At 53.3% G+C, this 20,047-nt stretch carries 15 protein-coding genes, 2 tRNA genes and 3 rRNA genes; 15 read left to right on the top strand and 5 right to left on the bottom strand.

What is annotated here, in order from left to right:
* The first annotated feature begins 125 nt into the window (after positions 1–125).
* From kup to rbsR, 7 genes are all read left to right on the top strand, one after another.
* A complete protein-coding gene (gene kup / locus MY052_RS23970) occupies positions 126–1,994 on the top strand; it encodes a low affinity potassium transporter Kup (protein WP_035893640.1) in 1,869 nt (622 codons plus the stop codon).
* 174 nt (positions 1,995–2,168) lie between these two features.
* Complete coding sequence (rbsD, locus tag MY052_RS23965) at positions 2,169–2,588, top strand: D-ribose pyranase (protein WP_202216887.1); 420 nt, start codon at positions 2,169–2,171, stop codon at positions 2,586–2,588.
* A gap of 7 nt (positions 2,589–2,595) precedes the next feature.
* A complete protein-coding gene (rbsA, locus tag MY052_RS23960) occupies positions 2,596–4,101 on the top strand; it encodes a ribose ABC transporter ATP-binding protein RbsA (protein ID WP_035893644.1) in 1,506 nt (501 codons plus the stop codon).
* A 5-nt stretch (positions 4,102–4,106) separates the two neighbouring features.
* Positions 4,107–5,072 carry a ribose ABC transporter permease gene (gene rbsC / locus MY052_RS23955; protein ID WP_035893646.1) on the top strand — a complete coding sequence of 322 codons (966 nt, stop codon included), beginning with the start codon at positions 4,107–4,109 and terminating at the stop codon, positions 5,070–5,072.
* A 27-nt stretch (positions 5,073–5,099) separates the two neighbouring features.
* Positions 5,100–5,990, top strand: coding sequence for a ribose ABC transporter substrate-binding protein RbsB (rbsB, locus tag MY052_RS23950; RefSeq protein WP_035893648.1), 891 nt, complete (start codon positions 5,100–5,102; stop codon positions 5,988–5,990).
* Positions 5,991–6,103: 113 nt separating this feature from the next.
* Positions 6,104–7,033, top strand: coding sequence for a ribokinase (rbsK, locus tag MY052_RS23945; RefSeq protein ID WP_248537976.1), 930 nt, complete (start codon positions 6,104–6,106; stop codon positions 7,031–7,033).
* A 3-nt stretch (positions 7,034–7,036) separates the two neighbouring features.
* Positions 7,037–8,029, top strand: coding sequence for a ribose operon transcriptional repressor RbsR (gene rbsR / locus MY052_RS23940; protein WP_202216884.1), 993 nt, complete (start codon positions 7,037–7,039; stop codon positions 8,027–8,029).
* A gap of 2 nt (positions 8,030–8,031) precedes the next feature.
* On the opposite strand, the gene mdtD is transcribed toward rbsR, so the two are convergent.
* Positions 8,032–9,420, bottom strand: a complete 1,389-nt coding sequence (gene mdtD / locus MY052_RS23935; protein ID WP_035893652.1) for a multidrug transporter subunit MdtD — start codon at positions 9,418–9,420, stop codon at positions 8,032–8,034.
* A gap of 10 nt (positions 9,421–9,430) precedes the next feature.
* Positions 9,431–10,135 (bottom strand): FadR/GntR family transcriptional regulator, encoded by a 705-nt coding sequence (locus tag MY052_RS23930; protein ID WP_035893654.1) that lies wholly within the window; start codon positions 10,133–10,135, stop codon positions 9,431–9,433.
* A gap of 474 nt (positions 10,136–10,609) precedes the next feature.
* On the opposite strand from MY052_RS23930, the gene MY052_RS23925 reads away from it, so the two are divergent.
* The 5 genes from MY052_RS23925 to rrf all read left to right on the top strand — a co-directional run bounded on the left by MY052_RS23925 (position 10,610) and on the right by rrf (position 15,741).
* Positions 10,610–12,149 (top strand): 16S ribosomal RNA (locus MY052_RS23925).
* Positions 12,150–12,218: 69 nt separating this feature from the next.
* A tRNA-Ile gene (locus MY052_RS23920) sits at positions 12,219–12,295 on the top strand.
* 42 nt (positions 12,296–12,337) lie between these two features.
* Positions 12,338–12,413, top strand: a tRNA-Ala gene (locus MY052_RS23915).
* A gap of 210 nt (positions 12,414–12,623) precedes the next feature.
* Positions 12,624–15,531 (top strand): 23S ribosomal RNA (locus MY052_RS23910).
* A 94-nt stretch (positions 15,532–15,625) separates the two neighbouring features.
* A 5S ribosomal RNA gene (gene rrf, locus MY052_RS23905) occupies positions 15,626–15,741 on the top strand.
* The 16S, 23S and 5S rRNA genes sit together here with 2 tRNA genes alongside, the layout of an rRNA operon.
* A gap of 113 nt (positions 15,742–15,854) precedes the next feature.
* Here the strand turns inward: rrf and mobB are convergent.
* Both mobB and mobA read right to left on the bottom strand, forming a co-directional pair.
* Complete coding sequence (mobB, locus tag MY052_RS23900; protein ID WP_035892294.1) at positions 15,855–16,361, bottom strand: molybdopterin-guanine dinucleotide biosynthesis protein MobB; 507 nt, start codon at positions 16,359–16,361, stop codon at positions 15,855–15,857.
* Positions 16,358–16,942, bottom strand: coding sequence for a molybdenum cofactor guanylyltransferase MobA (mobA, locus tag MY052_RS23895; protein ID WP_123651580.1), 585 nt, complete (start codon positions 16,940–16,942; stop codon positions 16,358–16,360). Before mobA ends, mobB begins: the two co-directional genes overlap by 4 nt.
* Positions 16,943–17,011: 69 nt before the next feature.
* Between mobA and MY052_RS23890 the strand changes: the two genes are divergently transcribed.
* The 3 genes from MY052_RS23890 (at position 17,012) to dsbA (ending at position 18,994) form a co-directional block, all read left to right on the top strand.
* Positions 17,012–17,281: a YihD family protein gene (locus MY052_RS23890; protein ID WP_035892297.1), complete on the top strand. Its 270-nt coding sequence runs from the start codon at positions 17,012–17,014 to the stop codon at positions 17,279–17,281.
* Positions 17,282–17,356: 75 nt separating this feature from the next.
* Positions 17,357–18,343 carry a serine/threonine protein kinase gene (locus tag MY052_RS23885; protein WP_248537975.1) on the top strand — a complete coding sequence of 329 codons (987 nt, stop codon included), beginning with the start codon at positions 17,357–17,359 and terminating at the stop codon, positions 18,341–18,343.
* 27 nt (positions 18,344–18,370) lie between these two features.
* On the top strand, positions 18,371–18,994 hold the full coding sequence (gene dsbA / locus MY052_RS23880) for a thiol:disulfide interchange protein DsbA (protein WP_248537974.1): 624 nt from the start codon (positions 18,371–18,373) through the stop codon (positions 18,992–18,994).
* Between the two features lie 16 nt (positions 18,995–19,010).
* Here dsbA and MY052_RS23875 read toward each other — a convergent pair whose 3' ends face one another.
* The gene (locus MY052_RS23875) at positions 19,011–19,919 is read right to left on the bottom strand and encodes an acyltransferase (RefSeq protein WP_035892300.1); all 909 of its coding nucleotides are present in this window, start codon (positions 19,917–19,919) and stop codon (positions 19,011–19,013) included.
* Positions 19,920–20,047 lie beyond the last annotated feature (128 nt).

Raw genomic sequence — 20,047 nt, 5'->3', positions numbered from 1 at the left:
TTCTTGAGGCAGGTTAAGATGACGCAATTAAGGGGTACGATTTTGACGTTAATCGTGCATACTGTGCGCTTTTGGTGGGCCAAGGGACTAGGCACACATTTGTTTCGTAAACGAAAGACTAGTCTATGAGCACTGATAAGAAACAATCTTTATCAGCGATTACACTCGCTGCAATTGGCGTGGTATACGGCGATATTGGTACCAGCCCTCTTTATACGCTTCGTGAATGTTTATCTGGGCAGTTTGGTTTTGGCGTCGAACGTGACGCGGTTTTTGGCTTTCTGTCATTAATTTTCTGGCTGCTGATTTTTACAGTATCACTCAAATACATTACCTTCGTGATGCGGGCGGATAACGCCGGTGAAGGTGGGATCCTCACGCTGATGTCGCTTGCCGGGCGTAATACCTCTGCAAGAACGACCTCGGTGTTGGTGATCCTCGGACTGATTGGGGGAAGCTTCTTCTATGGTGAAGTGGTGATTACCCCGGCCATCTCGGTGATGTCGGCGATCGAAGGTCTTGAGATCATCGCGCCTACGCTCGATACCTGGATTGTCCCCATTTCGATTATTGTCCTGACGCTGCTTTTTGCTATCCAGAAGCACGGTACCAGCATGGTTGGCAAACTGTTCGCGCCAATTATGCTTATCTGGTTCCTGCTGCTGGCGGTATTGGGTGCGCGGAGCATTATTGCGAACCCGGATGTCCTGCACGCGCTGAACCCTTACTGGGCGGTGAACTTCTTCCTGCAATATAAAACGGTCTCCTTCGTCGCGTTGGGCGCGGTGGTGCTGTCGATTACCGGGGTGGAAGCGCTGTATGCCGATATGGGTCACTTCGGGAAATTGCCGATTCGTCTGGCCTGGTTCTCGGTGGTGCTGCCTTCGCTGGTGCTGAACTACTTTGGTCAAGGCGCGCTGCTGTTAAAGCACCCGGAAGCCATTAAGAACCCGTTCTTCCTGCTGGCTCCTGATTGGGCGCTGATTCCAATGCTGGTGATTGCGGCATTGGCGACGGTTATCGCCTCTCAGGCGGTTATCTCCGGGGTCTTCTCGTTGACTCGCCAGGCTGTGCGCCTGGGGTATCTGTCACCGATGCGCATTATTCACACCTCAGAAATGGAGTCCGGCCAGATCTACATCCCGTTTATCAACTGGCTGCTTTATATCTCGGTGGTAGTGGTTATCGTTAGCTTTGAGCACTCCTCAAACCTGGCGGCAGCGTACGGTATTGCCGTGACCGGGACCATGGTGCTGACGACAATTCTGTTCACTACGGTGGCAAGGAAGAACTGGCGCTGGAATAAGTTCTTTGTGGCGCTGCTGTTCGTGGCATTTATGTGCATCGACATCCCGCTGTTCTCGGCGAACCTCGATAAAATCGTCTCCGGTGGTTGGCTGCCGCTGACGCTGGCGCTGATCATGTTCACCATCATGACCACCTGGAAAAGCGAGCGTTTCCGCCTGCTGCGTCGTATGCATGAACATGGTAACTCTCTGGAGGCCATGATCGCCTCACTGGAGAAATCACCGCCGGTACGCGTACCGGGCACCGCGGTGTATATGTCTCGTGCGCTGAACGTGATTCCGTTTGCCATGCTGCATAACCTCAAGCACAACAAGGTGCTGCACGAGCGGGTTATCCTGCTGACGCTGCGCACCGAAGATGCGCCGTACGTGCATAACGTCCGCCGCGTGCAGATTGAGCAGCTTTCGCCGACCTTCTGGCGCGTGGTGGCCAGCTACGGCTGGCGTGAAACGCCAAACGTGGAAGAGGTGTTCCACCGCTGTGGTCTGGAAGGCCTAAGCTGCCGAATGATGGAAACGTCGTTCTTTATGTCGCACGAGTCGCTGATTGTCGGCAAGCGTCCGTGGTACCTGCGCCTGCGCGGCAAGCTCTATCTGCTGCTCCAGCGCAACGCGCTTCGCGCGCCGGATCAGTTCGAGATCCCACCGAACCGCGTTATCGAACTGGGCACCCAGGTCGAAATCTAACGCTATCAACGCCCTCCCTCATTTTGACGGAGGGCGTTTTTTTATCCCCTCTCCTTCATTCGCGAAACGTTTCGATGGCGATCACATTTCTATAACCTGATGGTGGTTTTATGTTCGCTCTTCAGACTAAACTGATGCTAGCGAAACGTTTCGCTAGTGGAGCAAGAAAACAAAATGAAGAAAGGCACGGTACTCAACTCTGAAATCTCGTCGGTTATCTCCCGTCTGGGGCATACCGATACGCTGGTGGTGTGCGATGCGGGCTTACCTATTCCCCGCAGCACGGCGCGCATTGATATGGCGCTGACCCAGGGCGTTCCCACCTTTATGCAGGTGCTGGGCGTGGTGACGCAGGAGATGCAGGTCGAGGCCGCCATTCTCGCCGCGGAAATTCAACAAAATAATCCGCAGCTTCACGAAGCGTTGCTCAAACACATTGAGCAGCTGCAGCAACACCAGGGAAACACCATTGATGTTCGTTACGTCTCACATGAACAGTTCAAACAACAAACCGCAGACAGTCAGGCGGTGATTCGCAGCGGGGAGTGTTCCCCGTATGCGAATATCATTCTCTGTGCTGGCGTCACCTTCTGAGGCCATCATGGACGCACTCTTACAACTTAAAGGGATCGATAAATCGTTCCCGGGCGTAAAGGCGCTCTCTGGCGCCGCGCTGAACGTATACTCCGGCCGCGTGATGGCGCTGGTGGGCGAAAACGGCGCGGGCAAATCCACCATGATGAAAGTGCTGACCGGGATCTACGCCCGCGACGCGGGTTCACTATTATGGCTGGGTAAAGAGACCACCTTTAACGGTCCAAAATCTTCCCAGGAAGCCGGTATTGGCATCATCCACCAGGAGCTGAACCTGATCCCGCAGCTGACGATTGCCGAGAACATTTTCCTCGGCCGTGAGTTCGTGAATCGCTTTGGCAAAATCGACTGGAAGAAGATGTATGCCGAAGCCGATATCCTGCTGGCAAAACTCAATCTGCGTTTTAAGAGCGACCGCCTGGTGGGCGACCTCTCTATTGGCGATCAGCAGATGGTGGAAATTGCCAAGGTGCTGAGCTTTGAGTCGAAGGTCATCGTAATGGATGAACCGACCGATGCGCTGACCGATACGGAAACCGAGTCCCTCTTCCGCGTCATCCGCGAGCTAAAATCGCAGGGGCGCGGCATTGTCTATATCTCCCACCGCATGAAAGAGATTTTCGAGATCTGCGACGACGTCACCGTGTTCCGCGACGGGCAGTTTATTGCCGAGCGTGAAGTGGCGAGCCTCGACGAAGACCGTCTGATTGAAATGATGGTAGGGCGCAAACTTGAAGATCAGTACCCGCATCTTGATAAAACGCCGGGTGAGATCCGCCTGAAGGTAGATGCACTGTGTGGGCCGGGCGTGGAAAACGTCACCTTCACCCTGCGCAAAGGCGAAATCCTTGGCGTTGCCGGGCTGATGGGCGCTGGACGTACCGAACTGATGAAGGTGCTGTACGGCGCACTGCCGCGCACCAGCGGCTACGTGACTCTCGACGGTCATGAAGTGGTGACCCGTTCACCGCAGGACGGTCTGGCAAACGGCATCGTTTATATCTCCGAAGACCGTAAGCGCGATGGTCTGGTGCTGGGCATGTCGGTGAAAGAGAACATGTCGCTAACCGCGCTGCGCTACTTCAGCCGTGCCGGCGGCGGCCTGAAACATAAAGATGAACAGCAGGCGGTCGGCGACTTTATCCGCCTGTTTAACGTTAAAACGCCTTCCATGGAACAGGCTATCGGCCTGCTTTCCGGCGGTAATCAGCAGAAAGTGGCGATTGCCCGTGGCCTGATGACCCGTCCGAAGGTGCTGATCCTCGATGAACCGACGCGCGGCGTCGACGTGGGGGCGAAGAAAGAGATTTATCAGCTTATCAACCAGTTCAAGGCCGACGGCCTGAGCATCATTCTGGTCTCCTCGGAGATGCCGGAAGTATTGGGGATGAGCGATCGCATTATTGTGATGCATGAAGGGCATCTCGGCGGTGAGTTCTCACGCGAGCAGGCCACCCAGGAAGTATTAATGGCTGCCGCTGTGGGCAAGCTTAACCGCGTGAACCAGGAGTAAAAAAGATGACAACCCAGTCTGTGGCGGGTCGCCGCTATTTCACTAAAGCGTGGCTGCTGGAGCAAAAATCGCTGATAGCCCTGCTGGTGCTGATAGCGATTGTATCGACCATGAGCCCGAACTTTTTTACCGTCAATAACCTGTTCAACATCCTGCAGCAAACCTCCGTGAATGCGATCATGGCGGTCGGGATGACGCTGGTCATTTTAACGTCGGGGATCGACCTGTCCGTCGGTTCTCTGCTGGCGTTGACCGGCGCGGTCGCCGCGTCGATTGTCGGCATCGAAGTTAATGCGCTGGTGGCGGTTGCTGCCGCACTCGCATTAGGTGCCGCAATCGGGGCCGTTACTGGCGTTATCGTTGCCAAAGGGCGCGTTCAGGCGTTTATCGCCACTCTGGTGATGATGCTGCTGCTGCGTGGTGTGACCATGGTGTACACCAACGGAAGCCCGGTGAATACCGGGTTTACCGATAACGCCGACGTCTTCGGCTGGTTCGGGATTGGTCGTCCGCTGGGCATTCCGACCCCGGTATGGATCATGGGGATTGTCTTCCTCGCCGCGTGGTACATGCTGCATCACACCCGTCTGGGTCGTTATATCTATGCGCTGGGCGGGAACGAAGCGGCAACGCGTCTTTCCGGTATCAGCGTTAATAAAGTCAAAATTATCGTCTACTCTCTGTGCGGGCTGCTGTCGGCGCTGGCGGGGATTATCGAAGTGGCGCGTCTCTCCTCTGCGCAACCGACGGCGGGTACCGGCTATGAGCTGGATGCTATCGCAGCGGTGGTGCTGGGCGGTACCAGCCTGGCAGGCGGTAAAGGTCGTATCGTCGGCACGCTTATCGGTGCGCTGATTCTTGGGTTCTTGAACAACGGTTTGAACTTGTTAGGCGTTTCTTCTTATTACCAGATGATCGTTAAAGCAGTCGTCATTTTGCTGGCGGTGCTGGTGGACAACAAAAAGCAGTAATTCACGACACTACAGGACATCTTAGATATGAACATGAAAAAACTGGCTACCCTGGTTTCTGCGGTTGCGCTGAGCGCCACCGTGAGTGCGAACGCGATGGCGAAAGACACCATTGCGCTGGTTATCTCTACCCTGAATAACCCGTTCTTCGTCTCCCTGAAGGATGGCGCGCAGAAAGAAGCCGATAAACTGGGTTACAACCTGGTGGTTCTGGATTCACAGAATAACCCGGCGAAAGAGCTGGCAAACGTTCAGGATTTAACGGTTCGTGGCACCAAAATTCTGCTGATCAACCCAACGGATTCCGATGCTGTAGGTAACGCTATTAAGATGGCTAACCAGGCGAAAATCCCGGTTATCACCCTTGACCGTGTTGCCTCTAAAGGTGAAGTCGTAAGCCACATCGCTTCCGATAACGTGCTGGGCGGCAAAATCGCTGGTGATTACATCGCGAAGAAAGCCGGTGAAGGCGCAAAGGTTATCGAACTGCAGGGGATTGCCGGGACTTCCGCAGCGCGTGAGCGTGGCGAAGGCTTCCAGCAGGCCGTTGCTGCTCACAAATTTAACGTTCTGGCGAGCCAGCCTGCCGACTTCGACCGTACTAAAGGTCTGAACGTCATGCAGAACCTGCTGACCGCGCATCCGGACGTGAAAGCTGTCTTCGCGCAGAACGACGAAATGGCGCTGGGCGCGCTGCGTGCGCTGCAGACCGCCGGTAAATCCGATGTGATGGTGGTTGGGTTTGACGGTACGCCAGATGGCGAGAAAGCGGTAAAAGATGGCAAACTGGCGGCGACTATCGCGCAGTTACCTGACCAGATCGGTGCGACCGGCGTGGAAACCGCTGACAAAGTACTGAAAGGCGAAAAGGTTCAGGCGAAATATCCTGTTGACCTGAAGCTGGTAATTAAGCAGTAATAACGCGAATGCGATTCAGGCTCTCGCAGCCTGAGGGACAACATCAAAAATAAAAGCAGGGCACGCGCCACCGGTTAGTCAGCCGGTGGCGCATCTTACCGGACATACCGAAAATGAAAACCGCAGGCAAACTCGTCGTCCTTGGCAGCATCAATGCCGATCACATTCTCAATCTTGAATCATTCCCGACGCCTGGCGAAACTGTCACCGGTAGCCATTATCAGGTCGCTTTTGGCGGTAAAGGTGCTAATCAGGCGGTTGCTGCCGGGCGCAGCGGCGCGGATATTGCGTTTATTGCCTGTACGGGCGACGACGATATCGGCGAGCGTATCCGTAAACAGTTACAGGTTGACCGCATCGATACCGCGCCGGTGAGCGCCGTGGCGGGCGAGTCGACAGGTGTAGCGCTGATCTTCGTGAACGGTGAAGGCGAAAACGTCATTGGTATCCATGCCGGAGCCAACGCCGCATTATCAACTTCATTAGTCGACGCGCAGCGCGAGCGTATCGCCCAGGCTGACGCGCTGCTAATGCAGCTTGAATCCCCGCTGGACAGCGTACTGCTGGCCGCTCAGATTGCCCACCAGCACCAGACCACCGTGGTATTAAACCCGGCCCCGGCGCGCGCGCTGTCGGATGAGTTGCTGTCGCTGGTGGATATCATTACCCCGAATGAAACCGAAGCTGAGAAGCTGACGGGCGTACGGGTAGAAAACGATGAAGACGCTGCGAAAGCCGCGCAGGTGCTGCATGCCAAAGGTATCGATACGGTGATTATCACCCTCGGCAGCCGTGGCGTATGGGCCAGCGTGAAGGGCGAAGGGCGCCGCGTACCGGGCTTTAAAGTCCAGGCCATCGATACCATTGCGGCGGGTGACACCTTTAACGGTGCGCTGATGACTGCGCTGCTGGAAAATACGCCGCTGGCGGAGGCGCTGCGCTTTGCTCATGCAGCCGCAGCTATTGCGGTTACGCGTAAAGGCGCTCAGCCATCGGTTCCGTGGCGTGAAGAGATCGACGAATTCTTACGTCAACAGGGGTAATGCTTGGCCACGATGAAGGATGTTGCTCGCCTGGCGGGCGTTTCCACCTCAACCGTATCGCACGTCATCAATAAAGACAGGTTCGTCAGCGAGGCGGTCACCGAGAAAGTTGATGCGGCCATCAAAACGCTGAACTACGCGCCGTCTGCACTGGCGCGTAGCCTCAAGTTGAATCAAACCCATACCATCGGCATGCTGATCACCGCCAGTACCAACCCGTTCTACTCTGAGCTGGTGCGCGGCGTAGAACGCAGCTGTTTTGAGCGCGGCTACAGCCTGGTGCTGTGCAACACCGAAGGCGACGAGCAGCGAATGAATCGTAATCTTGAGACGCTGATGCAAAAGCGCGTCGATGGGCTACTGTTGCTGTGCACCGAAACGCACCAGCCGTCGCTGGAGATCATGCAGCGCTACCCTTCTATTCCTTCCGTGATGATGGACTGGGCACCCTTCGACGGTGACAGCGACCTGATTCAGGATAACTCGCTGCTCGGCGGCGATATGGCGACCCGCTACCTGATTGAACGCGGCCATACGCGAATTGCCTGCATTGCTGGCCCATTAGATAAAACGCCAGCGCGTTTGCGGCTGGAGGGGTACCGGGAAGCAATGCATAACGCGAAGCTGCCCATTCCGGACGGCTATGAAATTACCAGCAACTTCGAATTCGGCGGCGGTCTGGAGGCGATGCAACAGTTGCTGAAGCATCCTGAGCGTCCGGATGCGGTCTTTGTCGGCAATGACGCCATGGCGGTCGGTGCTTATCAGGCACTGTATCAGGCCGGTTTGCGTATTCCGCAGGACATGGCGGTGATTGGCTATGATGATATCGAGCTGGCGCGCTACATGACGCCACCGCTGACCACTATTCATCAACCGAAAGATGAACTTGGCGAGCTGGCGATTGATGTGTTGATTCATCGCATCGCGCAGCCCGGGCAGAAACAGCAGCGTATGCAGCTGACGCCCGAGCTGGTGGTTCGCGGCTCCGTGTGAGGCTAGTGCTTTTCTTTTATTAAGTTGCGGCCATCTTTCGGCCGCAGTAGCAGGAACATCAGCGCGGATATCGCCGTAATCACGCCCATGGTAATAAAGGTATAGTGGAACTGATCGATGGTTGAGCCCACGATACTCTGATACGAACGCAGCACCGCGGCGCTGATGGCAACGCCGAGGCTAATCGACAGCTGTTGTGTTACCGCGAGCAGACTGTTGCCGCCGCTGGCGTTATCGTCCGTCAGGTCAGCAAGCGTAATCGTATTCATCGACGTGAACTGCGTCGACATCGCCATCCCCAGAACGAGCAGCGGCAGAATCAGCATCCATATCGGCATCGACGGCGATTGCAGCGAGAACTGCGCGATCATCAGTCCGATAAACAGCGTGACCCCCACCAGTGTTTTCCGATAGCCCAAACGACGTAGTACGGCAGTGACGGTCGACTTAGCAATAATCGAACCGATTGCCGTCGGCGCCATCATGCAGCCCGCGATCAGCGCCGGATAACCGAAGCCCACCTGTAGCATCAATGGCATCAGGAACGGTACGCAGCCGGTGCCCAGACGCGTGGCCAGGTTACCCGCAATGCCGACAGAAAAGGTGCGCGTTTTGAATAGCGACAGCGAAATCAGCGGCGTAGGGTGTTTGCGCGCATGGCGGATATAGGCCAGCAATAGAATGATGCTGAGCAGGACTATCATTAAGGCCACCCAGCCCGATACGATTTGCTCCCCTAGCAGCTCCATACCGATGGAGAACAGCACCAGGCTTAGCCCGAAGAGCAGAAAGCCGGAGAAATCGAAGCGTCTGCGTGGCGTGGTGAAGTTCGGCATATATTTTCGGGCATACAGCATCCCAACAACGCCAATCGGTATGTTAATGAGGAAAATCCAATGCCACGTTGCCCAGGTAACGAATACGCCGCCGAGTACCGGGCCGAGAATCGGGCCAATCAGCCCTGGCATGGTGACAAAGTTCAGTACCGGCAGCAGTTCGCTTCGCGGATAAGCGCGTAGCAACGCCAGTCGTGCGACGGGCATCATCATGGCGCCGCCAATCCCTTGAATCACGCGGAAGATCACCAGCTCAGTCAGCGAGGAAGAGAGTGCGCAGGCCAAAGAGCCCAGGGTGAACAGGCTCACCGCTAACATAAAGACGCGGCGGGTCCCGAAACGGTCGGCCAGCCAGCCGCTAACCGGGATAAGCATCGCGACGGTAAGCGTATAGCTGATAATGGCCGACTGCATGGCCAGCGGTGAACGGTTAAGGCTATGGGCGATGGCGGGAAGTGCAGTATTAAGGATAGTGGCATCCAACGCCTGCATAAAGAAGGCCATTGCCGCTATCCATGGCAGGCCAGCCATACTCCGCGCTTTCTTTTCTGTCATTCGATGTCCTTTATACCGCTTCCCGGATATGCGGTGCGTTTAATAAAGCCTGGCATGCCAGAAACGCTTGCTGACCATCGCCGTCCTGTATTGCATCGACAATTGCCTGGTGGCTGGCAAGCTCAATCACTTCATCCTCGGTAATAGAGGTGAAATAGATGTGGTAAACGGAGTGGAAGAGTTTGGCGAAAGAGGTCAGGAACGGGTTGGCGCTCATTTCATAGATGTGCTCGTGCCAGGAGGTATCGATATCAATCCAGCGAGTACGGTCAAATGCCTTCTCGAGGGTGGCCATTTCTTCCATTAATGTATTGAGATGGGCCTTTTGTTCGGCGGTACCTAATGTGGCGGCCAGCATGCACGCCTGCGGCTCAAGGCTACGACGCAGCACCAGAAAGTGTTTCATCACCGCCTGGAAGTTATCGGTAGTGAGCCACCAGGAGATGAGCTCGGTGTCGAGGAAGTTCCAGTGTGCCTGTGGCATGACGCGCGTGCCGATGCGTGGGCGAGGAAGCAACATGCCTTTTGCTGAAAGTGTTTTAACCGCTTCACGAACGGCGGTTCGGCTTACGCCGAAGATTTCACCTAGCTCCATCTCGCCGGGGAGAATGCTTTCTGGTGGATATTCGCCGGTGAGTATCTTCTGGGCTATTTTCTCAGCCAGGACCCAGGAGATGTTCTTTTGAGCTGCCAATTGCTGTGCACTTAGAGACATAAATGCCATTCCTATTATTTATCTTTCTTTAGTATGCCATTTGACGTGCTGAATCGGTGTTAAAAACAGCAGTTCAGGCTTTTTACGACGCATTGCTGCACGATTTGTTGAAAAAGAAAGCGAGCGGTAAATTATTTTAAATTTATGCTTGCGGGATCTCAATTACTCCCTATAATGCGGCCCCACTGAGACGGAACAACGGCAAACAAGCCGCCGGGTCAGCGAGATTCTCCTGAGAATCTCGGCAGAGAAAAGCGAAATTAAACGCTTGACTCTGAAAGAGGAAAGCGTAATATACGCCACCTCGCAACAGTGAGCGAAAGCCGTGTTGCACTGCTCTTTAACAATTTATCAGACAATCTGTGTGGGCACTCGAAGATACGGATTCTTAACGTCGCAAGACGAAAAATGAATACCAAGTCTCTGAGTGAACACGTAATTCATTACGAAGTTTAATTCATGAGCATCAAACTTAAATTGAAGAGTTTGATCATGGCTCAGATTGAACGCTGGCGGCAGGCCTAACACATGCAAGTCGAACGGTAGCACAGAGAGCTTGCTCTCGGGTGACGAGTGGCGGACGGGTGAGTAATGTCTGGGAAACTGCCCGATGGAGGGGGATAACTACTGGAAACGGTAGCTAATACCGCATAACGTCGCAAGACCAAAGTGGGGGACCTTCGGGCCTCACACCATCGGATGTGCCCAGATGGGATTAGCTGGTTGGTGAGGTAATGGCTCACCAAGGCGACGATCCCTAGCTGGTCTGAGAGGATGACCAGCCACACTGGAACTGAGACACGGTCCAGACTCCTACGGGAGGCAGCAGTGGGGAATATTGCACAATGGGCGCAAGCCTGATGCAGCCATGCCGCGTGTATGAAGAAGGCCTTCGGGTTGTAAAGTACTTTCAGCGAGGAGGAAGGCATTAAGGTTAATAACCTTAGTGATTGACGTTACTCGCAGAAGAAGCACCGGCTAACTCCGTGCCAGCAGCCGCGGTAATACGGAGGGTGCAAGCGTTAATCGGAATTACTGGGCGTAAAGCGCACGCAGGCGGTCTGTCAAGTCGGATGTGAAATCCCCGGGCTCAACCTGGGAACTGCATTCGAAACTGGCAGGCTAGAGTCTTGTAGAGGGGGGTAGAATTCCAGGTGTAGCGGTGAAATGCGTAGAGATCTGGAGGAATACCGGTGGCGAAGGCGGCCCCCTGGACAAAGACTGACGCTCAGGTGCGAAAGCGTGGGGAGCAAACAGGATTAGATACCCTGGTAGTCCACGCCGTAAACGATGTCTATTTGGAGGTTGTTCCCTTGAGGAGTGGCTTCCGGAGCTAACGCGTTAAATAGACCGCCTGGGGAGTACGGCCGCAAGGTTAAAACTCAAATGAATTGACGGGGGCCCGCACAAGCGGTGGAGCATGTGGTTTAATTCGATGCAACGCGAAGAACCTTACCTACTCTTGACATCCAGAGAACTTAGCAGAGATGCTTTGGTGCCTTCGGGAACTCTGAGACAGGTGCTGCATGGCTGTCGTCAGCTCGTGTTGTGAAATGTTGGGTTAAGTCCCGCAACGAGCGCAACCCTTATCCTTTGTTGCCAGCGGTTCGGCCGGGAACTCAAAGGAGACTGCCAGTGATAAACTGGAGGAAGGTGGGGATGACGTCAAGTCATCATGGCCCTTACGAGTAGGGCTACACACGTGCTACAATGGCATATACAAAGAGAAGCGACCTCGCGAGAGCAAGCGGACCTCATAAAGTATGTCGTAGTCCGGATTGGAGTCTGCAACTCGACTCCATGAAGTCGGAATCGCTAGTAATCGTAGATCAGAATGCTACGGTGAATACGTTCCCGGGCCTTGTACACACCGCCCGTCACACCATGGGAGTGGGTTGCAAAAGAAGTAGGTAGCTTAACCTTCGGGAGGGCGCTTACCACTTTGTGATTCATGACTGGGGTGAAGTCGTAACAAGGTAACCGTAGGGGAACCTGCGGTTGGATCACCTCCTTACCTTAAAGAAGCGTTCTTTGAAGTGCTCACACAGATTGTCTGATGAAAATTAGCAGTAAAAATCTCTGCAGGCTTGTAGCTCAGGTGGTTAGAGCGCACCCCTGATAAGGGTGAGGTCGGTGGTTCAAGTCCACTCAGGCCTACCAAATTCGCAAGAATTGTCGGTACAGAGATTAGCATTTTGCGATGGGGTTATAGCTCAGCTGGGAGAGCGCCTGCCTTGCACGCAGGAGGTCTGCGGTTCGATCCCGCATAGCTCCACCATCCTTTACTGCAACAAACCCAAGAAAACTTCAGAGTGTACCTGAAAAGGTTCACTGCGAAGTTTTGCTCTTTAAAAATCTGGATCAAGCTGAAAATTGAAACAGCACACTGAACTCTGTTCTCCGTAATAAGAACAGACTGAGGTGTGTTTGAGTCTCTCAAATTTTTGCAGCACGATGATGAATCGAAAGAAACATCTTCGGGTTGTGAGGTTAAGCGACTAAGCGTACACGGTGGATGCCCTGGCAGTCAGAGGCGATGAAGGACGTGCTAATCTGCGATAAGCGTCGGTAAGGTGATATGAACCGTTATAACCGACGATTTCCGAATGGGGAAACCCAGTGTGTTTCGACACACTATCATTACGTGAATACATAGCGTAATGAAGCGAACCGGGGGAACTGAAACATCTAAGTACCCCGAGGAAAAGAAATCAACCGAGATTCCCCCAGTAGCGGCGAGCGAACGGGGAGCAGCCCAGAGCCTGAATCAGCATGTGTGATAGTGGAACGGTATGGAAAGGCCGGCGATACAGGGTGATAGCCCCGTACACAAAATTGCATGTGTTGTGAGCTCGATGAGTAGGGCGGGACACGTGGTATCCTGTCTGAATATGGGGGGACCATCCTCCAAGGCTAAATACTCCTGACTGACCGATAGTGAACCAGTACCGTGAGGGAAAGGCGAAAAGAACCCCGGCGAGGGGAGTGAAAAAGAACCTGAAACCGTGTACGTACAAGCAGTGGGAGCATCCTTCGGGGTGTGACTGCGTACCTTTTGTATAATGGGTCAGCGACTTATATTCTGTAGCAAGGTTAACCGAATAGGGGAGCCGCAGGGAAACCGAGTCTTAACTGGGCGTTAAGTTGCAGGGTATAGACCCGAAACCCGGTGATCTAGCCATGGGCAGGTTGAAGGTTGGGTAACACTAACTGGAGGACCGAACCGACTAATGTTGAAAAATTAGCGGATGACTTGTGGCTGGGGGTGAAAGGCCAATCAAACCGGGAGATAGCTGGTTCTCCCCGAAAGCTATTTAGGTAGCGCCTCGTGAACTCATCTTCGGGGGTAGAGCACTGTTTCGGCTAGGGGGTCATCCCGACTTACCAACCCGATGCAAACTACGAATACCGAAGAATGTTATCACGGGAGACACACGGCGGGTGCTAACGTCCGTCGTGAAGAGGGAAACAACCCAGACCGCCAGCTAAGGTCCCAAAGTCACAGTTAAGTGGGAAACGATGTGGGAAGGCTCAGACAGCCAGGATGTTGGCTTAGAAGCAGCCATCATTTAAAGAAAGCGTAATAGCTCACTGGTCGAGTCGGCCTGCGCGGAAGATGTAACGGGGCTAAACTGTGCACCGAAGCTGCGGCAGCGACACTATGTGTTGTTGGGTAGGGGAGCGTTCTGTAAGCCTGCGAAGGTGTCCTGTGAGGGATGCTGGAGGTATCAGAAGTGCGAATGCTGACATAAGTAACGATAATGCGGGTGAAAAACCCGCACGCCGGAAGACCAAGGGTTCCTGTCCAACGTTAATCGGGGCAGGGTGAGTCGACCCCTAAGGCGAGGCCGAAAGGCGTAGTCGATGGGAAACAGGTTAATATTCCTGTACTTGGTGTTACTGCGAAGGGGGGACGGAGAAGGCTATGTTAGCCGGGCGACGGTTGTCCCGGTTTAAGCATGTAGGCGGGAAGTTTAGGTAAATCCGGACTTCTTTTAACGCTGAGGTGTGATGACGAGGCACTACGGTGCTGAAGTAACAAATGCCCTGCTTCCAGGAAAAGCCTCTAAGCATCAGGTAACATCAAATCGTACCCCAAACCGACACAGGTGGTCAGGTAGAGAATACCAAGGCGCTTGAGAGAACTCGGGTGAAGGAACTAGGCAAAATGGTGCCGTAACTTCGGGAGAAGGCACGCTGATATGTAGGTGAAGTGATTTACTCATGGAGCTGAAATCAGTCGAAGATACCAGCTGGCTGCAACTGTTTATTAAAAACACAGCACTGTGCAAACACGAAAGTGGACGTATACGGTGTGACGCCTGCCCGGTGCCGGAAGGTTAATTGATGGGGTTAGCGGCAACGCGAAGCTCTTGATCGAAGCCCCGGTAAACGGCGGCCGTAACTATAACGGTCCTAAGGTAGCGAAATTCCTTGTCGGGTAAGTTCCGACCTGCACGAATGGCGTAATGATGGCCAGGCTGTCTCCACCCGAGACTCAGTGAAATTGAACTCGCTGTGAAGATGCAGTGTACCCGCGGCAAGACGGAAAGACCCCGTGAACCTTTACTATAGCTTGACACTGAACACTGGTCCTTGATGTGTAGGATAGGTGGGAGGCTTTGAAGCGCGGACGCCAGTTCGTGTGGAGCCAACCTTGAAATACCACCCTTTAATGGCTGGTGTTCTAACGTAGACCCGTAATCCGGGTTGCGGACAGTGTCTGGTGGGTAGTTTGACTGGGGCGGTCTCCTCCTAAAGAGTAACGGAGGAGCACGAAGGTTAGCTAATCCTGGTCGGACATCAGGAGGTTAGTGCAAAGGCATAAGCTAGCTTGACTGCGAGAGTGACGGCTCGAGCAGGTGCGAAAGCAGGTCTTAGTGATCCGGTGGTTCTGTATGGAAGGGCCATCGCTCAACGGATAAAAGGTACTCCGGGGATAACAGGCTGATACCGCCCAAGAGTTCATATCGACGGCGGTGTTTGGCACCTCGATGTCGGCTCATCACATCCTGGGGCTGAAGTAGGTCCCAAGGGTATGGCTGTTCGCCATTTAAAGTGGTACGCGAGCTGGGTTTAGAACGTCGTGAGACAGTTCGGTCCCTATCTGCCGTGGGCGCTGGAGAATTGAGGGGGGCTGCTCCTAGTACGAGAGGACCGGAGTGGACGCATCACTGGTGTTCGGGTTGTCATGCCAATGGCATTGCCCGGTAGCTAAATGCGGAAAAGATAAGTGCTGAAAGCATCTAAGCACGAAACTTGCCCCAAGATGAGTTCTCCCTGACTCTTTAAGAGTCCTGAAGGAACGTTGAAGACGACGACGTTGATAGGCTGGGTGTGTAAGTGTAGCGATACATTGAGCTAACCAGTACTAATGAACCGTGAGGCTTAACCTTACAACGCCGAAGATGTTTTGGCGAAAAAGACATCGATATTCAGCTTGATTACAGATTACATCAGAACGCAGAAGCGGTCTGATAACAGAATTTGCCTGGCGGCTGTAGCGCGGTGGTCCCACCTGACCCCATGCCGAACTCAGAAGTGAAACGCCGTAGCGCCGATGGTAGTGTGGGGTCTCCCCATGCGAGAGTAGGGAACTGCCAGGCATCAATTAAGTGAAGAAGCCCATCCTGACGGATGGGCTTTTTTGCGTGTGTGGAAAAGGAAAGTGCGGTGGCGCACGCTGCCGGATGGCGGCGAAAACGCCTTATCCTACCTACTATTCTGTCCCTAACCACGCCACAATAAACGCCACTATTTCCTGCAAATTATTCAAATCCAGCACCGGCACATCAACGTTTAGCCGAATATCGCTGGCGACAGCAATCGTATGTTCATCGATAGTCAACTCGCTCACTGCATGTCCGGCATCCTGGCGAAATAGCAGAATTTTGGCGACGGATTCATGCTTGAAGCCTTCAACCAGCACAAGATCCAGCTTCGATGCGTCCATCCTACTCACCAGAAAAGCCAGATCGAGCTCCTCTTCTTCCGGAGTTTCCGTCATCAGTGCCCAACGTTGTTTACTCGCCACCAGAGTCTGTGCTGCCCCTGCCTTACGGAGTTCATAGCTGTCCTTACCCGGCTTATCGACATCCATATTGTGATGAGTATGCTTGATGAGGCCAGGGCGAATCCCGAGCTGGCAAAGCTCTGGTATGAGCTTTTTCAATAGCGTCGTTTTTCCCGTCCCGCTCCAGGCGGCAATGGCCAACAATGGAATCATGATTTTTCCTGATTGAGCTGCAAATCTTCCGGCGTATTCATGTTGCGAAATGCCGCTTTCATGTCGCTAAAATCGACAGAATGGCCGCCAACCTGGCGCATAAATACCATCACGCGGCGTTCACCGCTAGCAAGATAATCTACGATCTGCGGGGCGAGACTGCGGTGGGCAAGCGCCACTGCAGGGTGATCGCGATCGCCATCATGCACCCAAACGACGGGCGCGTCATGACGTCCTGCCACCAGGCGTTCAACGAGATTATTGGGAATAAACGGCGTATCACAGGGGCAAAACAGAAACCACTCGGCGGTTCTCTGCTGCATAACCGATAACAGCCCGGCAAGCGGCCCTGGATAACCCGACAGCGTATCAGCAATGACCGTTAATCCACTCTGCCGATAGATATCCAGATTGCGATTAGCACTAATGACGACATCATTTACCTGCGAACACAGACAATCTGCAACGTGCTGCCACAATGGTTTACCGTTAAGCAGCATTAATCCTTTATCCTGACCGCCCATTCTTGAGGCTTTACCGCCTGCTAATACCACGCCGGTTATCTGGCTCTGTGCATTCACCGCTATCGCCTCTTTTATTGTGTGGTTTACCCTGCTAACGTGTCTCCATCAAGCGTAAGGAGCACGACCATGAAATGTAAACGTCTGAATGAAGTTATCGAACTCCTCCAGCCAGCCTGGCAGAAAGAGCCTGAGCTGAATTTACTGCAATTTTTGCAGAAACTGGCGAAGGAGTCAGGCTATGACGGCGAATTGGCCGATTTAACGGATGATATTCTGATCTATCATCTGAAAATGCGTGACTCGGCCAAAGATGCGGTCATTCCGGGTATTCAGAAAGATTATGAAGAAGACTTTAAAACCGCGCTGCTACGCGCTCGCGGTGTAATAAAAGAGTAAAAGGTTGTAAGCAGAGCCACTCAAATCACTGTGAAATGATATCCTGAATCATTCGTATCGTTATCGGATGTCAGGATGAACGACAAGGCTTTCACATTCCAGACTCTCCACCCGGATACTATCATCGATGCCCTATTCGAGCAGGGTATCCGGGTTGATTCTGGACTTACCCCTCTTAACAGCTATGAGAACCGGGTTTATCAGTTTCAGGATGAAGATCGCCGCCGCATGGTGGTGAAGTTCTATCGTCCGGAACGCTGGTCGGCTGCGCAGATTCTTGAAGAGCACCAGTTTGCGCTGGAGCTAGTCGAGGATGAGGTTCCGGTTGCTGCACCTATCCTATTTAATGGTCAGACTCTGCTCATGCATGAGGGGTTCTATTTTGCCGTCTTCCCGAGCATGGGTGGCCGCCAATTTGAATCAGATAACCTGGATCAGATGGAGTGGGTTGGGCGCTATCTTGGGCGTATGCACCAGACGGGCCGCAAATCCCGCTTTACCGCGCGTCCTTCTATTGGTGTTAAAGAGTATCTCATTGAACCGCGAGCTCTCTTTGAGCATTCGGCGCTCATTCCTGCTGGTTTAAAAGACCGTTTCCTGAAAGCGACCGACGATTTGATCGATGCGGTTATGGGGCTATGGCACGGGCGTTTCGATGCCTTGCGCTTACACGGTGACTGCCACGCTGGAAATATTCTCTGGCGCGATGGTCCACTGTTTGTCGATCTCGATGATGCGCGCAACGGCCCCGCGGTTCAAGATCTCTGGATGTTGCTTAACGGCTCTCAGGCAGAGAGACGTATGCAGCTTGAAACCATCGTTGAGGCTTACGAAGAATTCAGCAGCTTTAATTCAGACGAATTGGCGCTGATTGAGCCTTTACGTGCAATGCGGTTGGTTTATTATCTTGCCTGGATTATCAGGCGTTGGGATGACCCTGCATTTCCGAAAAATTTTCCCTGGTTAACCGGGGAAGATTTCTGGCATCGGCAGATCGCAACTTTTATAGAGCAGGTGAAGGTTCTACAGGAACCCCCTCTTCAGTTAACGCCAATGTATTAATTCGACACAGTCAGGAGAGAGTGAGTTATGAAAAAGGTTTGGCTTGCGCTGGCAGGTATGATTCTGGCATTCAGCGCATCCGCTGCTCAGATTACCGACGGCAAACAATACGTTACGATTGATAAGCCGGTTGCAGGTGAGCCGCAGGTGCTGGAGTTCTTCTCCTTCTACTGCCCGCATTGCTATCAGTTTGAAGAAGTTCTGCACGTTTCTGACAACGTGAAGAAAAAGCTGCCGGAAGGCACTAAAATGATCAAATACCACGTTGAGTTCCTGGGCCCATTGGGCAAAGACCTGACTCAGGCGTGGGCGGTAGCGATGGCGCTGGGCGTTGAAGATCAGATTACTGCACCGATGTTTGAAGCGGTACAGAAAACCCAGACCGTGCAGACCGTTGCGGATATCCGTAAAGTCTTCACCGACGCTGGCGTGAAGGGCGAAGATTATGACGCCGCCTGGAACAGCTTCGTGGTGAAATCTCTGGTCGCGCAGCAGGAAAAAGCGGCAGCCGATCTGCAGCTGCAGGGCGTGCCAGCAATGTTTGTTAACGGCAAATACCAGCTGAACCCGCAGGGCATGGACACCAGCAATATGGACGTCTTTGTCGCTCAGTATGCTGATACCGTAAAACAGCTTGTTGAGAAGAAATAAAAAAAGAAAACGCCGGTCAATGACCGGCGTTTTTGTATTCTGCTTTGATGTCTGTAATCTGATGATCTTTCTCTTCCCACAGCGCATTCAGCCATAGCTGGAAGCGTCGCTTAAAGTTCTTATCTCCCACGTAGTCACCATGCATCTCCGGGTCAATCGGACGCAGATTCACACGAACCACAATGCGCGTCAGTTTACCGCTGAGCATATCGTAGAACGGTGTCTTATCGTTTTCCGGGTAGCAGAGCGTCACGTCGAGCAGCTTATCAAACTGGGTGCCTAACACGTTCAGCGCCATCGCAATACCGGCAGCTTTTGGCGGCAGCAGGTTTTGATAGGGCGAACGGGTTTGCAGGCGCTTTTCAGGCGTAAAGCGTGAGCCTTCGACAAAGTTGACGATGGTTGTTGGGTGCGCGCGGAATTTCTCGCAGGAACGGCGAGTCGTTTCTACATCTTTACCGCGGCGTTCCGGGTGGCGAATCAGATAGCTGCGTGAATAACGGCGCATAAATGGCATATCCAGCGCCCAGCATGCCAGCCCCATGAAGGGCACCCAAGCCAGCTGCTGCTTGAGGAAGTATTTGTTCATTGGGATATGCTTGCGGAAGATCACGCATAGCACCACGATGTCTGCCCAGCTGTGGTGGTTGCAGATAAGCAGGTACCAGTTCTTTTTATTGAGCGTCTCGAGCCCTTCAATATCCCACTTGAGCCAGGGGTTGAGATGCAGCAGCGCTGCCAGCCCTTCACACCAGCAGTACATCATAAAGTTGCAGAATACCGAGACGGAACGCCAGATCACCGGTACCGGTAAAATCAATTTAATAATGCCGGCGAGAATAATCGGTATTGAGCACAATATGGTCAATAAAATGGTGAGTGCGATACTGATGGGCAACGTTATCGCAGCGAGCAATCTCGACATAGTTTGTTTATTCAGATAGTTAGTTATATAACGTGCGTATATAAAAGAGCACAAGGGGCTGATTTTAACAGAAAACGCGCCAAATGACGGGTCTTACCGGAATAGAAAAATGGTCATAGTGTCTATCC

Origin of the sequence: Kluyvera ascorbata (assembly GCF_023195735.1) — a bacterium.
Classification (GTDB): Bacteria; Pseudomonadota; Gammaproteobacteria; order Enterobacterales; family Enterobacteriaceae; genus Kluyvera; species Kluyvera ascorbata.
This window is presented reverse-complemented; position numbering and strand designations above follow the sequence as displayed.